The following is a 14274-nucleotide window of genomic DNA, read 5'->3' as shown; positions in this document are numbered from 1 at the left end:
TTTTACTCTCCTGCGCCCAAATCTTCTTCGTCCACCAGATCGAACCAACGGGCCGCGGTGGCAACATCCTTATCGCCGCGGCCAGACAGGTTGACCAGAATGATCTTGTCCTGTGCCGTGGATTCTTCGTGCCAGCGCTTGGCGAGGCGAAGAGCTCCTGCGAGGGCGTGGGCCGACTCGATGGCCGGCAAGATGCCTTCTGTCCGGGAGAGCAGTTGGAACGCATCCATGCATTCACTGTCGGTGATGGGCTCGTAGGTGACTCGACCGATGTCAGCGAGGTAGGCGTGTTCTGGACCCACGGATGGGTAGTCCAGGCCAGCTGAAATTGAGTGGGAGTCAATGGTCTGACCGTCTTCATTCTGCATGACGAAAGACCGGGCACCGTGGAGTACACCAGGCATACCCAAGGTGATCGAGGCCGCGTGCCGGCCGGTTTCTAGTCCTTCACCGCCGGCTTCGTAGCCGTACAACTCGACTTCCGGGTCATCCAAGAATCCATGGAAGAGGCCCATGGCGTTGGAACCGCCGCCGATGCAGGCTCCGACAGCGTCTGGTAAGCGACCGGTAGCTTCGAGAATCTGCTCCCGAGCTTCATCACCAATGACTTGGTGGAAGTAGCGAACCATGCGCGGGAAAGGGTGCGGTCCAGCGACCGTGCCGAGCACATAGTGGGTGTTCTCGACGCTGGCGACCCAGTCGCGCAGAGCTTCGTTGATGGCGTCCTTCAGGGTGCGGGCACCGATCTTCACGGGCACCACGGTGGCACCCAGCAGGTTCATGCGGGCAACATTCAGTGCTTGGCGCCGGGTGTCTTCTTCACCCATGTAGACCACGCATTCCATCCCGAACAAGGCGGCGGCGGTGGCGGTGGCAACGCCGTGCTGGCCAGCCCCGGTCTCCGCGATCAAGCGAGTTTTGCCCATGCGTTTAGCCAAGAGGGCTTGGCCAAGTACGTTGTTGATCTTGTGCGAACCGGTGTGGTTCAGATCTTCACGTTTGAGGAAGACCCGAGCCCCGTGGCAGTGCTCAGCGAAGCGAGGCACTTCCGTCAGCAGGGAGGGACGACCGGTGTAGGACTTGTTGAGATCGTCGATCTCTTGAAGGAACTGAGGGTCCGCAAGAGCCTTTTCGAACGCTTCATCGAGCTCGTTCAGAGCCGCCATCAATGATTCTGGCATCCAGCGGCCGCCAAAATCCCCAAAGTAGGGCCCTGCTGCATCCCGCAGCTTCTGCGCTTGTGGCTGTTGCTCTGTCATGTGGTCCCTTTTCCACTCAATGGTCTTTATTCCGGATTCACCGCCACCCTCAGTGTAGGTGCGGCGGATACCTCCGAGCTCTTGATGATGTATGTCAGCGACGAGTGGCCGCGGCAGCGGCACGGAAATCTCGTACCGCCTCAGCCGGGGAGCCATGCTTAACGAGGGCTTCCCCCACCAAGATCGCGTCTGCACCGTGGGAGGCGTACTCTTGAATCTGTTCTACGCCTTCCACCCCGGATTCGGCAATCCTGATGACGTTTTCCGGCAGTAACGCCGCCAACGTGGCGTAATGGCTGACATCAACGTCAAGCGTTTTCAGATTCCGGACGTTGATGCCCATGAGCTTCGCATCGACGGCTACGGCTCGTTCGATTTCATCCGGGGTATGGGTTTCGACCAACGCCTGCATGCCCAGTTCATGGGTCAGTGCGAGATAGTCTCGCAATTGTGCTTCGTCCAAGGCGGCAACGATGAGCAAGATGAGATCGGCGCCGTGGGCACGGGCCTCGTAGATCATGTACTCATCGACGGTGAAGTCTTTGCGAAGCAGTGGGATGTTCACTGCGGCCCGGACAGCGTCGAAATCCGCGAGTGAACCGTTGAAGCGACGTTGCTCGGTCAAACAGGAAATGACCGATGCACCGCCGGCTTCATAGTCTGCAGCCAGTTTGGCTGGCTCCGGGATGTCCGCAAGCTTTCCTTTAGAAGGGCTGGAGCGCTTCACTTCGGCGATAATCTTCGTGCCGGTTGGGTCCTGACGGCCGCCGACCAAAGCGTCGAGGGCGTTCAGGGCCGGTGGGGCCGCAGCCGCCAGCTCTTGGATTCGGGTTCGCGAGATGGAGTTAATGCGGGCCTGCATGTCCTCACGCACGCCGGCATTAATCTCATCAAGAACTGTGCTCACAGACGTTATCTATCCCTTTTCAAAAACTCGTGACGAGCTTAGCGATCCTTCTTGGCTTCGCGCTCGACAGTCTTCTTACCACCAACGCCGTAGCCGGCAGCCTTCAGGCCGATCCCCAAGGCGCAGCCAATGGCGATGACGACGACACCGATGATGACACCGGTCCAAGCGCTCAGGAAGAGGCTGATACCGGTGATGAGAGCACCAACGGAAACGGTCAGCACGAGGGCCCAAGCAGCAATCGTGTTGCCGTGGCCGAGCTCCTGGGTGTGTGTTGGATCGTAATCGCGGTCGGTTACCTCAACAGTTTGGATGTTCATTCTTCCCTCGAATTGATGACAGATTGCAATGGTGCTTTATCTATTCTGCCATGAAATATATGGAACAGATGGATTAGTGACAGCCTCAGCGTAGCGTCGGGTCCTCTTCAGCACTCAACGCATCCCAAGCATCGATTTCATCTAGGTGTCCCCCACTTGATTCGGTCTCTGCCGGCCCCGCTGCAGCGGTGTCATATTTACGGTTGCGCTTCCAGAACCGATGCACAAACAGCACCAAGATTCCCATGGCGGCCAACAGTACAGAAAGAACCAGTGTCAGGATCGGCGCCGCAGTCACGGTGTACTCGCCGGGGATGACCCGCATCCCGGTTGCTTCGGCCACCACCGAGGCCGCCGCAGTCTGTGGGTCGGCCAGCACGGTGCTAATCGCGAACACGTTGACGATGCCCGCACCCGCGATCAACATTCCGATGATCCGTGCTGCCCAAGTCCCCGCCAATGACAAGGCCGCGGCTGCGGCCAGCGACACCACGGTCATCGCCGTCACCAGATTAGTGGCATCCCCACCGGCAACATCGATCCGGTCGGTGTGCACGATCTGGTCGCTGGAGCTGACCTGGATCCATGTTTGTCCGGCGAAGATCAGCGCGGCCGTGGCGATGATCAACGCGAACAGGATTACCGTTGCACGTTTCTGGTAGAACGGTTGTCGGTTGGCTTTCGGAGTTGATGCCGTCACAGGTCAGGAGTCCTTTAGCTGGTTCAGTTCGTTCAGATAACCCGCGTCCACGTCTTGCAGATCTTTGGCCAGTAGCACTCCGCGCAGCGGGGCCGCGGCCTTATTCGTCGTCTCATCAGCTTCTGCTGCCGGCACGGACTGGGCGACGATACCGGCGCCGGTCTGGACGTAGGCTTTACCGTCCTTGAGGATAGCCGAGCGGATCACGATCGCCATATCCATGTTCCCGGCGAAGTCGAAGTAACCCACTACCCCGCCGTAGGGACCGCGCGCGTACGGCTCCCATTGCTCAATCAATTCAATAGCTCGCGGTTTCGGCGCCCCGGAAAGTGTTCCGGCGGGGAAGGTTGCTGCCAAGACGTCGTACGCGCTCAGATCTTGGCGGATCGTTCCGGTGACATGCGAGATGAGGTGCATGACGTGTGAAAAACGCTCCACGAACATATACCGCGGCACCTGAATGGTGGCAGGGTCACATACCTTGGCGAGGTCTTCCTTAGCGAGGTCGACCAGCATGATGTGCTCGGAACGTTCCTTGTCATCGGCTAAGAGTTCTTCTTCCAGTTGCTGATCTTCAGCTTCCGTCGCGCCGCGGCGTCGGGTACCGGCGATCGGGTGTGAAATCGCTTGGCCGTGCTGGACGGTGACCAAAGCTTCCGGGGAGGAGCCGACGAGCTGGAAATCTTGGCCTTTAGGTGTCTGGAAGTTGTACAGGAACATGTACGGGGATGGGTTGAAGAAGCGCAGCATCCGGTACACATCCAGCGCTGATGCATCCAGCTCTGTTTCGAACCGGCGGGAGAGCACGATCTGGGTGATCTCCCCTGCCTCGATGGTGGCCTTGGATTCGGTGACAAAAGTACCGTATTCCTCAGCATCCCAATCCGCACGGATTTCGGATGCGAGGCGTTGGGCAATACGTGCCGCCGGATCTTCGTCAGCCCGGGTACCGGTGGTAACCCCAAGGTGTGCACCGGCTGGTTGTTGGAGCGTGGTCAGCATCTTCTCAAGACGTGCCAAGGCGTCGGCGTAAGCGTCCTGCACACCGGTCTGCAGACCATTGAAGTTGATCGCGTTCGCAACCAAGGTGACGGTGGCATTGGTGTTGTCGAAGATCGCAAGGTCGGTCACCAGATTCATGGCGGCCAGCGGCAACTGCAGATCATTGTCGGGGCGGGCCGGGAGTTGTTCCCAGAACTGGATCATGTCCCAACCGATGTAGCCCACCAGACCCGCCAAAAGTGTTGGCAGGTCCGCGCGTTCCTGATCTTCGGTGGCGAGGACAGCCAGGGTCTGCTTCAACACGTCGGCAATGGTGCCGTCGGTGGGAACCCCTGCGGGCACCTCGCCCTGCCAGTACGCGGCTTGCGGGTCGTCCCCGAGCGGATCCGTCGTCAAGGTCGCTCTGGAATTGACGCCCACGAAAGAGTAGCGCGACCAGACACCACCGGGTGCCGCAGATTCCATGAGGAAGGTTCCGGGCCGGTCTCGAGCCAAGAGCTGGTAGAGGCCTACCGGGGTGAGCGTGTCGGCCATCACCGTGACGGTGACGGGGATGACGTTGGTGCTTTGCGCCCGGACAGCAAAGTCTGCTGCCGATGGGCTGATCGGTCCGAGCTGACGCATCTGGTGTTTATCCTTTTGTTGGTCGCTGCCCTTGAACAGTTGGCAGCTGATGGGAATCGAAGCAGGAAGCCAAGCCAGTGTGGCATGCGGCGCCCACTTGGTCGACCTTGATCAGCAACGCGTCCCCGTCGCAGTCGAGGCTGACGGATTTGACGTATTGAGCGTGGCCAGAGGTGTCTCCTTTGCGCCAATATTCTTGGCGGGAACGGGAGTAATAGGTGGCTCGCCCGGTCGTGAGGGTGCGCCGGAGAGCTTCCTCGTCCATCCACCCGAGCATCAACACGTCCCCGGTGTCATGCTGTTGAACGATCGCGGCCACTAGGCCGGCGGCGTCCTTCTTCAGCAGGGCGCGGATCTGTGGATCTAGTTCTGGGTGGTTGGGCTTCTTTTCCATGGTGATCTAAGTCTACGCCCGCTGAATGGTCAAGATTCCTCCTGCACGGCGCGTCGAGTCAAAATCCGTGCTAGTTTCAGCAGTAATGGACTATGTAGATTTCTCGCGCCACGTTCTTGCTGACAGCCTTCTGGGTGCTGGCCCGGATGCCCCGACGCTGTGCGGGGATTGGCGGACCCGTCATTTGGCGGCACACTTGGTCCTGCGGGAATCGTCTTTGGCCACCCTAGGAAATGTCTTTTCACCATTGAATAGTTGGACCGAACGCAAAACCCAGCAGCTTGCCGCTGAGGCGGTCACCGCAAGTGACTACGCGGCACTTGTCCAACGTTTTGTGCAGGGCCCGCGGCTCTCCTTGTTGCGGACCAAGCCGGTGGATCAAGCAGCGAATCTACTGGAGTATTTTGTCCACACGGAAGATGTCCGCCGCGCCGTCGACCGCTACGACCGTTTTGCGCCCCGCAATCTGTCAGCCCGGTATTCCCAGCTGCTCTGGGAACAGTTGAAGCAACGCGCCCGCATCCTGTTCCGTCACAGCCCAGTCGGGGTTATTCTCATCCGCGGTAATGGTCAACGCACGGTCGCGAAAAAAGGCGAAGAGTCAGTGGCGATCCGCGGCTCGGTGGGCGAACTTGTTCTCTTTGCGCACGGCCGAACCGATCACGCGCTGGTCACGTTTGAGGGAACCGATGAGGCGATCACGGCGTTGAAGAACAGCAACCTGGCCGTCTAGACTCGTCAGTTTGTTTCGCCGGGCTAGCCCTTGACTCGGTAGTGGTAGCGAGCCACCGTATCGAATCCGAGCTGGTTGTACAGCACGATCGCGCCGGTGTTCTTGTCTTCGACCTGCAACCAAATGGCTTCAATGTCGCGTTCGGCTGCGTCAGAAAGAATCGTTTCGATCAGGGCCCGGGCATGACCCTGCCCCCGATGATCAGGGTGAGTGTACAGACAGTACAGACCACCGTATTCGGCCACGAGGGACATCTTGGCGATGGACAGGATCTCGGTTGTTTCCGGATCTCGCAGTTCATAGAAGACTGATTCGACGCCGGTCAAAATCCGCTGGGTAACCAACCGAATCGTCGGATCGGTGAACGCTTCCCGTTCCCAAAAGAATTCCAACCATTCCTGGGATGGGGCCGAACTGGCGGTGACCCGCTCGTCGGTACGACCGAGGAAACCTTGTAAGTCCCCGCGTTCCATCGCCTGCACGGTGGTGGGACCAATAGATTCATAGCCACGCTCGCTCAGCAGCTGATCCAGGTCATCCGGTTGGGAAAAAGTGCCGACCTGGAAGGAGGCTGGCAGCCACCGCTCAACAGAGCGCCGCTCAACCTCCCGAATCGCCTCGTCCACATTCTCCGGTGCGTGCAGCGTCAGCACCGAGTTGGCGCGTTTGGTCACGCCGGATGAAAAGCGGACAATCCAGCCGTCAATTTCAGAAGTCTCAACCGCGGGCCAGCCACGGTTGACGATTTCTAATAACGCGCGACGATTCTCAGCGAACAGGGTAACCAGCCTCACTAATGGCCTGCTTGACTTGGCTGACCATGTCTTCGGGGCCAAAGTGGAACAGGGAAGCAGCCAACACTGCGTTGGCACCTGCCTCCACTGCCGGTGGGAAGTGTTCGGGTTTACCGGCTCCGCCCGAGGCAATCAGTGGAACCGAGACCGCAGCACGGGCCTTGCGGATCAGTTCGAGATCAAACCCATCTTTGGTACCGTCTGCGTCAATGGAGTTCAACAGAATTTCGCCAACGCCGCGCTCTTCGGCTTCTTCACACCATGCAATGGCGTCTATACCGGTACCAGTTTTGCCACCGTGGGTTGTGACTTCGTACCCGGAGGGCAACTCAGGGTTTTTCCGGGCGTCCAGAGACAGAACCAAAACTTGGTTTCCGTACTTCTCAGAAATTTCGTTGATCACTTCGGGACGGGCCACGGCGGCGGTGCTGATCGATACCTTATCGGCGCCGGAGTGCAGCAGCTTTTCAACATTTTCTACGGTGCGGACGCCGCCACCAACGGTGAGCGGGATAAACACGTGCTCGGCAGTGTGTTGGATGACATCAAAGGTTGTGGCACGATCGGCGGTCGAAGCCGTCACGTCAAGAAATGTCAGCTCATCAGCGCCGGCGGCGTTGTAGCGTTGGGCGAGTTCCACCGGGTCACCGGCATCCCGAAGATTTTCAAATTTGACGCCCTTGACGACGCGTCCGCCATCAACATCTAGGCAAGGGATTACTCGAATCGCTACGCTCATTTTTCCTTCGATTCATCGGTAGATGGTACTGCAGCATTTTATCGGGAACATGCTGGAAGAAAAGACCTGAATGGAACAGGTCCTTCTGGTTAGATACGGGTGGCCAGAATTGCCGACACCAAAATGGCCCGGGCACCGAGGGTATGAAGCTGGTCCATGACCATGTTCATCTCTTCTTTTCTGACCATCACGCGCATGGCCACCCAGGACTCGTCCTGCAGTGGGGACATGGTGGGAGCGTCGAATCCCGGGGTCAGCTCGCGGGCTTCTTCGGCTAGCTCACGCGGGATGTTGTAATCCATTAGGACGTATTGACGTGCAACCAAGACCGACTGCAACCGGCGCAGCAGCGTATCGATGTCACGGTGGGAGACTCCCTTACGTCCAATGACGACGGCTTCGGAGACCAGAATTGGTTCCCCGAACGTGTCCATCCCGGCGGCCCGCAAGGTGTTTCCGGTTTCCACCACGTCAGCAATAACGTCTGCGACGCCGAGACGGATCGAGGATTCCACGGCGCCATCGAGTCGAACCACGTTTTCTACGTTGATGTTGTGCTCGGCCAAGTAGTCTTTGAGCAAGCCGTCGTAGGAGGTTGCCAAGCGTTTGCCCTCGAGCTGGTCGATGGAGGTGTACTTGCCAGCGGGCCCGGCGAAACGGAAGGTGGAACGACCAAAGCCAAGGCTCATGAGTTCTTCGGCTTCGCCGTTGGTGCGCGCATCACGGAAGAGGTCGCGGCCGGTGATGCCGACGTCAAGGGTCCCGGCGGCCACGTACACGGCAATGTCACGGGGCCGGAGAAAGAAGAATTCCACGTTGTTGGCCTCGTCGACCATAACGAGTTCGCGGGTATCCCGGCGTTTGCGGTAGCCGGCTTCCTGCAGCATGGTGCTGGCTGCCTCAGAGAGGGAGCCCTTATTAGGAACTGCGATGCGCAGCATGCTCATGATGGTGGTTTCCCTTATAGGTAACGGTAGATGTCTTCAAGCGTGAGATCTTTTGCGATCATCATCACCTGAAGGTGGTACAGCAGCTGAGAGATCTCTTCAGCGCATTCTTCCTTCGACTCGTACTCAGCAGCCATCCAGACTTCGGCGGCTTCCTCGACGATCTTCTTGCCGATTCCGTGGATACCGGCATCCAATTGAGCTACGGTACCGGAGCCGGCAGGTCGTGTTTGTGCCTTGTGGGACAACTCTTGGAAGAGCTCTTCAAAATTCTTCACGTTCTTACCCTAATGGTTGTTCGGCTCAGCAGTGGCATTGACCGGACTATGTGACCGATCAAAGTTGGCTCATTTGATCTCAATTGTGAGCTGGTGGCTGGATGGTTGGATCCGGCAGGACCGTCTCGACCTGGGGTTTCTCATGCCGCTGTGCCCGTGCCCACACGAAGAAGCCGATCAACGTAAAGACACCGTAGAACAGGTACATGAACGCACTTGCGTAGTATCCGGCGGCGAACAGCAGCGGTACACCAACCGCGTCGACGGCCACCCAGATCAACCAGAATTCGACCCAGCCCCGGGCCATACCGTAGGTAGCCAAGAGGGAACCGACGAAAGTCCACGCATCAGCCCAGACCGGCTCATAAGAACCGAGCATGCGAAACAGTGGGGTGATGGCCAAGGTCCCGACCACCATGGTGGCGATGAGACCCATGCGCACCTTCCAGCCCGCCCATTGGGGTGTGATCGCCGTAGTACCGCTCTGGCCTGTCCCCTTCTCACGCAGCTGATTGCGGGAGCTGCGCCACTGCCGCCAGCCGTAAATGGAGACAGCGATGAACATAATTTGGCGTCCGGCTTGACCCAACAGGTTGGCTTGATCAACGTCGCCGAACAACGAACCGAGAAAGACCGTCAGCAACAGCAGGTTGCCGATGATTCCGACTGGCCATGCCCAGACTTTGCGGCGCATTCCGCCTAGGGCGCTGGCGAGACCAAAGACGTTGCCGACGACCTCTCGGACCACTAGGACCGATCCGCCGATAGGGATTGTGGCTTCAAACAGCCACCGCAGAAATTCCACTGAGAATACTTTCTTGAACGTGTGACTGGTTAGCTGAGGGCTGCTTGCAGATCCTTGATGACTTGATTTGGCTCGGCCGCTGAATAGACGGCAGAACCGGCCACGAAGACGTCGGCTCCCGCCTTGAAAGCTGTTCCGATTGTTGCAGCGTTAATGCCGCCGTCGACCTCGATCCGCACGGGTAATTGTTCGGCATCGATGTATTCTCGCGCGGTGCGGACCTTGGGCATCATGACATCTAAGAAGGATTGGCCGCCAAAGCCTGGCTCGACGGTCATGATCAGAAGCATGTCGAACTCGGGCAACAGCTCCAAATAGGGTTCTACGGGAGTTGCTGGACGCAGCGCTAAGCCCGCTTTGACGCCCCGGTCCCGCAGTTCGCGGGCAAGTCGTATTGGGGCTTGTGCAGCTTCTACGTGGAAGCTCACGGTGTCCGCTCCGGCGTCCGCGTACTGCAAGGCCCACCGGTCCGGGTCTTCAATCATCAGGTGCACGTCCAATGGCAAGTCGGTGTTGGCTTTCACCGCTTCCATGATCGGCATTCCAAATGACAGGTTGGGCACAAAGTGATTGTCCATGACGTCTACGTGAACCGCATCGGCATCCGGGATGCGTTGTAGCTCTTCACCAAGTCGGGCAAAGTCTGCGGACAAGATGCTGGGGTGAATGAACGTTTTCATGGGCGAGCTTTCTGCGTGTTTGGTGCGCGACTATTACTGAGGTTTGTGGATCAGGGCCATGAACATTGCGTCACTGTCGTGTCGATGTGGCCACAGCTGAGCGGTCTTAGCGACAACCGGGTCCGTGACGGCCCGATCATGTTCATCAAAGAGCTCGATCTTGGCGACCGCGTTGAGCGCTGCTTTCGCGTCCCCAAGTTCAGCCTCCGGATGATCCCGCAAAAAGTCTTGAACTTGCAGGACAGTTTCCACCGGGTGAGGTGAGCAAGTGACATAGGCCAGCACACCTCCGGGAGCAAGCACACGGTAAGCGGCATTGAGCAGTTCAGCCTGCAGCGGAGTCAGTTCAGCAACATCAGAGAGCTGTTTGCGCCACCGTGCTTCAGGTCTGCGGCGTAGGGCGCCTAAGCCGGTGCAGGGTGCGTCCACGAGAATTCGTCCGAAGCCCGCTGCAGGTGCATCGGAGTCGATGGTGCGTCCGTCGCCGACGCGAACATCCCAGGCGTGCTTCGGGATGGGCTCTAACGCCTGACGCACGAGCTTCGCCCGGTGTTCGGCGGGTTCGTTCGCGAGGAGGTGGGCATCGTGCTGTTCGGCTAGGGCCGCCAACAGTGCAGCTTTACCACCAGGACCGGCACACAAGTCGAGCCAAGCTTTATCGCTTTCTGCGTTTGTCGTGATCGGTAGGGCAGCGACTGCACGCGCGATGAGCTGACTTCCGGTGTCTTGCACCCGGATGGTTCCCTCTTTGACCCCGGGTAGACGTGCGACGTCTCCCCCGCGAAAATCGACAGCGTCTGGCGCGATGGCGTTGTGTTCGGCACCTTTCTCGACCAGCGGTTCCAAAGACCCGAGTCCTGGCAATGCCACAAAATTCAGATCGGCTGGATGGTTGTTGGCGGCAAGGGTGTCTTCCAATTCGCTTTCCGGTCGGCCAGTCAGCTTCAGAGCTTGGCGCAATGCCCGGATGATCCAGACCGGATGTGAAAACCGGATCTGCAAAGCTTCTTGCTCGTTGGCGGCTTGCGAAACCAGTTCATCAACCCATTCGTCGATACTCTTTTCACTCACCCTGCGCAGAACGGCGTTCACCAATCCACCGGCACCGGCGCCAATCCGATCCCGAGTTAGGGCGACCGATTCGTTGAGTGCGGCGTGCGCCGGCACCCGCATATTCAGCAGCTGGTGACTTCCCAGCCGCAGCACATCCAGTACCTGTGGGTCGAGTCGTTTAATGGGTCGATCCACGCACTTTTCTAAGATCGCATCGTACGTACCGGAGAGCCGCAAGGCCCCGTAACAGAGCTCGGTGGCGAAGGCGGCGTCTTGACGGTCGAGGCGATGCTCACGGATCTTATTCGGCAGCAACAGATTCGCATAGGCGTCGTCGATCGCCACCGCTTGCAACACCTCGTAGGCGCATAGACGTGCCGGATCTGCCGATCGGCTGCGCTGTCCTGGCGCTTGAGCCGAGAATTTGCGCGGACCCGATCCTCCCCGGTTGCGTTCCCGTCCGGCGGCGTTGCGTCGTCCACCCTGTATTGATCGGCCTTTGCCGCGGTGTGCGTCGCGGCGGCCGCGTCCACTATGCTCTGACACGTCTTTATGACTCCTTTAGCCGAGTGTGGAAGTGTTTATCGGTGGTGACCCCGCGGACCCAATCACTGGCAGACATTGCTCGTTTGCCGGCAGGTTGAACGGTACTGAGGAACAATGCGCCGTCAGCGGTGCCGACCACGATACCGTCCTTTGTGGCATCAAAGTCTCCGGCGGAAAGACCAGCCTCCGCAGGTACCGGTAGAGCCGAAAAGAACTTGATGGGCTTATCCGCAAAGTAGGCCCACGCCCCCGGGGTTGGGCTGGTGCCGTTGATCCGCCCGGCGACGAGGACTGTTGTTTCGTCGAAGTCGATCAGCCCATCTTCTTTACTGAGTTTGGGCGCATGCGAAACGTCCCCGCTTTGCTCGGTGTAGGTCACCGTCCCTGCCAAGAGTTGCGGAACAAGTTCCGTCAAGGCTGCGGCACCCGTTGCTGTGAGTTCGTTGAGAAAATCTCCGGCATTGATTCCGGCAGGGATGGCTACTTCTTGTTGGTACACCAATGGCCCGGTATCAAGTCCGGTGGTCAGTTTGAACACTGATATCCCGGTTGTTTGTTCGCCGGCGATCATGGCCCGCTGCACCGGAGCTGCGCCACGGTATGCGGGCAGCAATGAATAGTGAAGATTAACCCAGCCGTGTGGGAGCGCATCAAGGGTGTGTTGTTTCAGCAGGGCGCCGTAGGCAACGACCACACCGAGCTTGGCCCCAGAATCCTTGATCGCGTTATGCGCTTGCTCGTCGATTCGATCGGCTTTAATGACGGGCAGGCCGTGTTCTTCGGCGACTTGTGCCACCGGGGAAGGCGTCAAAACTCGTTTGCGTCCCACTGGCGCATCGGTTCTGGTCAACACTGCCGCGACATTGATGCCTGCTTCCAACAGGGTATTGAGAGCATCTGCGGCCAGCGGCGGGGTGCCAGCAAAAATGATGGGATCTTTGGCGGTCATCGGATCAGTCCTAGTTCAGTCCGAAGGCGCTGCCGACGCTACCGGAACGCTCTGCCTTGGTCTGCTGAATCGTGTTCTGGTAGGCGGGGTCGTTGAGTTCAGCCAGCGCGGCACGCTTGTCTTCGCGATTCAACCGGTCGATAAAGAGCACACCATCTAAGTGATCATTCTCATGCTGGAACACGCGCGCCAGCAGGTGTTCACCACTGATCTGGATCTCTTCGCCGTTCTTGTCTTGCCCCTTGATGGTCGTGCGCATCGACCTCACCACTGGGTAAGACAGCCCAGGGATCGATAGGCACCCTTCTTCAATGGGTTCGAGTTGCTCTTGGCTATTCTCCAGTAACGGGTTAACAACATGTCCCAGCTCGCCGTCCGCCTCATAGACGAACACCCGTTTCTCGACGCCAATTTGCGGGGCAGCCAACCCAACACCCCCAGTGTCACGCATTGTCTCGATCATGTCGTCGATCAGTTTGTGCAGTTCAGGTCCAAAGTCTGTTACTTCTTGAGCTTTGGTCCGCAGTACTGGGTCTCCGATCAAGCGGATTTGCCGAATCGCCAACACACTCTCCTTCGCTGCCTGGGTGTTCTCAGTTCAAGGCCCTCATCAAATGCTGGGCGTTGTCTAGTCTACCGTTGTGGCGGCGGGCTAATTGGCAGCAGTGTGCGTGGGTGGTCGGAGACCACGCGTTCGTATTGCCACACTTTGCGTAGCGCCCAAAACATGTACCAGTTTTCACGCCATGTTTGCGGGGCCACTTGAAGTGGGAGGACTTCTCGCTCGCCCAAGGCCACCGCCATGAGGATGTCCGCGTTTCCGTAGGGCCATGGCTCCCATTGGCCTGTCACCGGATCAACTATGGACTCTTCAGCCTTCAAACCGGCAACGAGTTGCATGGCGACCTTGTCATCCGGGAGTTTGATCCGACCTTGTCGGTCTGTGCCTTTAGTTTTGAAATCGATCAAGCACACTTTCCCAGCGATTTCCGCGACCAGATCAATAGTCCCCGCGTAACCGACCTCATGGTTCCACACCGTGACTTCTGCGGCTAAGGGACGGACGTTGTAGTGGTCCCACCATTCATCAAAACGATCAGCGAAGTCTTCTTCATTGTTCTCGGCTAGGACTCCGCGGCTTTGGGGCATGGTGTGCGGCTTGCCCAGCGCGCGCAGAGCAACTTGTTCGGCGTAATCGTGGACACGGTCTCCGCGCGCGGCCGCTTGGTCACGGTACTGGGCTGCCGCATCAGCTGCTGTGCGGGCAATGTGCCCCAACTTGGCCCGGTTGCCAATGGAATCCGGCAACTTTGGATCAGAAATCACAGCTTGCGCGGCCATATATCCGGCCCAACCGGTCAGGTCAGTGGCTTGCCTGCCAATGATGGTGGTGATGGACGGTACTTCTGGTACCCCATCGATCTTGCGTACATACATCCGCCCATACGGGGTCTGCTGAGCTAACGGAGGTGCTGTCATAGCTTTCTAGTGTGGCATGAAGCAGGGACACTCTTCGGCTGGGAGATGACCAGCACAAAAATTCA

The 14274-nt window shown here is 58.4% G+C and carries 17 protein-coding genes; 1 reads left to right on the top strand and 16 read right to left on the bottom strand.

Features of this window, described 5'->3' with window-relative positions; genetic code table 11:
- Positions 1 to 2: 2 nt before the first annotated feature.
- From trpB to hisI, 6 genes are all read right to left on the bottom strand, one after another.
- Entirely contained in the window at positions 3 to 1259 is a 1257-nt protein-coding gene (gene trpB / locus ACFFFR_RS00775) for a tryptophan synthase subunit beta (RefSeq protein WP_377457341.1), read from the bottom strand.
- A gap of 94 nt (positions 1260 to 1353) precedes the next feature.
- On the bottom strand, positions 1354 to 2166 hold the full coding sequence (trpC, locus tag ACFFFR_RS00770) for an indole-3-glycerol phosphate synthase TrpC (protein ID WP_377457339.1): 813 nt from the start codon (positions 2164 to 2166) through the stop codon (positions 1354 to 1356).
- Between the two features lie 38 nt (positions 2167 to 2204).
- Entirely contained in the window at positions 2205 to 2486 is a 282-nt protein-coding gene (locus tag ACFFFR_RS00765) for an HGxxPAAW family protein (protein ID WP_377457337.1), read from the bottom strand.
- Between the two features lie 85 nt (positions 2487 to 2571).
- Positions 2572 to 3186 (bottom strand): Trp biosynthesis-associated membrane protein, encoded by a 615-nt coding sequence (locus ACFFFR_RS00760; RefSeq protein ID WP_377457335.1) that lies wholly within the window; start codon positions 3184 to 3186, stop codon positions 2572 to 2574.
- 3 nt (positions 3187 to 3189) lie between these two features.
- Positions 3190 to 4812 carry a chorismate-binding protein gene (locus ACFFFR_RS00755; RefSeq protein ID WP_377457334.1) on the bottom strand — a complete coding sequence of 541 codons (1623 nt, stop codon included), beginning with the start codon at positions 4810 to 4812 and terminating at the stop codon, positions 3190 to 3192.
- A 7-nt stretch (positions 4813 to 4819) separates the two neighbouring features.
- The gene (gene hisI / locus ACFFFR_RS00750) at positions 4820 to 5206 is read right to left on the bottom strand and encodes a phosphoribosyl-AMP cyclohydrolase (RefSeq protein ID WP_377457332.1); all 387 of its coding nucleotides are present in this window, start codon (positions 5204 to 5206) and stop codon (positions 4820 to 4822) included.
- Positions 5207 to 5291: 85 nt separating this feature from the next.
- Between hisI and ACFFFR_RS00745 the strand changes: the two genes are divergently transcribed.
- Complete coding sequence (locus ACFFFR_RS00745; protein ID WP_377457330.1) at positions 5292 to 5939, top strand: TIGR03085 family metal-binding protein; 648 nt, start codon at positions 5292 to 5294, stop codon at positions 5937 to 5939.
- Positions 5940 to 5962: 23 nt separating this feature from the next.
- On the opposite strand, the gene ACFFFR_RS00740 is transcribed toward ACFFFR_RS00745, so the two are convergent.
- From ACFFFR_RS00740 to ACFFFR_RS00695, 10 genes are all read right to left on the bottom strand, one after another.
- Entirely contained in the window at positions 5963 to 6733 is a 771-nt protein-coding gene (locus ACFFFR_RS00740; protein ID WP_377457328.1) for a GNAT family N-acetyltransferase, read from the bottom strand.
- Positions 6708 to 7472, bottom strand: a complete 765-nt coding sequence (hisF, locus tag ACFFFR_RS00735; RefSeq protein WP_377457326.1) for an imidazole glycerol phosphate synthase subunit HisF — start codon at positions 7470 to 7472, stop codon at positions 6708 to 6710. The genes ACFFFR_RS00740 and hisF overlap by 26 nt, the downstream gene beginning before the upstream one ends.
- Before the next feature lie 89 nt (positions 7473 to 7561).
- Positions 7562 to 8413, bottom strand: coding sequence for an ATP phosphoribosyltransferase (hisG, locus tag ACFFFR_RS00730; RefSeq protein ID WP_377457859.1), 852 nt, complete (start codon positions 8411 to 8413; stop codon positions 7562 to 7564).
- A gap of 20 nt (positions 8414 to 8433) precedes the next feature.
- Positions 8434 to 8697, bottom strand: a complete 264-nt coding sequence (locus tag ACFFFR_RS00725) for a phosphoribosyl-ATP diphosphatase (protein WP_377457324.1) — start codon at positions 8695 to 8697, stop codon at positions 8434 to 8436.
- A 79-nt stretch (positions 8698 to 8776) separates the two neighbouring features.
- Entirely contained in the window at positions 8777 to 9502 is a 726-nt protein-coding gene (pnuC, locus tag ACFFFR_RS00720) for a nicotinamide riboside transporter PnuC (protein WP_377457322.1), read from the bottom strand.
- A gap of 29 nt (positions 9503 to 9531) precedes the next feature.
- Entirely contained in the window at positions 9532 to 10182 is a 651-nt protein-coding gene (gene rpe, locus ACFFFR_RS00715) for a ribulose-phosphate 3-epimerase (RefSeq protein WP_377457320.1), read from the bottom strand.
- Positions 10183 to 10215: 33 nt separating this feature from the next.
- Positions 10216 to 11781 carry an RsmB/NOP family class I SAM-dependent RNA methyltransferase gene (locus ACFFFR_RS00710; RefSeq protein WP_377457318.1) on the bottom strand — a complete coding sequence of 522 codons (1566 nt, stop codon included), beginning with the start codon at positions 11779 to 11781 and terminating at the stop codon, positions 10216 to 10218.
- Between the two features lie 4 nt (positions 11782 to 11785).
- Positions 11786 to 12730 carry a methionyl-tRNA formyltransferase gene (fmt, locus tag ACFFFR_RS00705; protein WP_377457317.1) on the bottom strand — a complete coding sequence of 315 codons (945 nt, stop codon included), beginning with the start codon at positions 12728 to 12730 and terminating at the stop codon, positions 11786 to 11788.
- Positions 12731 to 12740: 10 nt separating this feature from the next.
- Positions 12741 to 13295 (bottom strand): peptide deformylase, encoded by a 555-nt coding sequence (def, locus tag ACFFFR_RS00700; RefSeq protein ID WP_377457316.1) that lies wholly within the window; start codon positions 13293 to 13295, stop codon positions 12741 to 12743.
- Between the two features lie 68 nt (positions 13296 to 13363).
- Entirely contained in the window at positions 13364 to 14209 is an 846-nt protein-coding gene (locus ACFFFR_RS00695) for a cytochrome (RefSeq protein WP_377457314.1), read from the bottom strand.
- Between the last annotated feature and the right edge of the window lie 65 nt (positions 14210 to 14274).

Origin of the sequence: Micrococcoides hystricis, assembly GCF_042434215.1 — a bacterium.
In the GTDB taxonomy this organism is placed as follows: domain Bacteria; phylum Actinomycetota; class Actinomycetes; order Actinomycetales; family Micrococcaceae; genus Micrococcoides; species Micrococcoides hystricis.
This window is presented reverse-complemented; position numbering and strand designations above follow the sequence as displayed.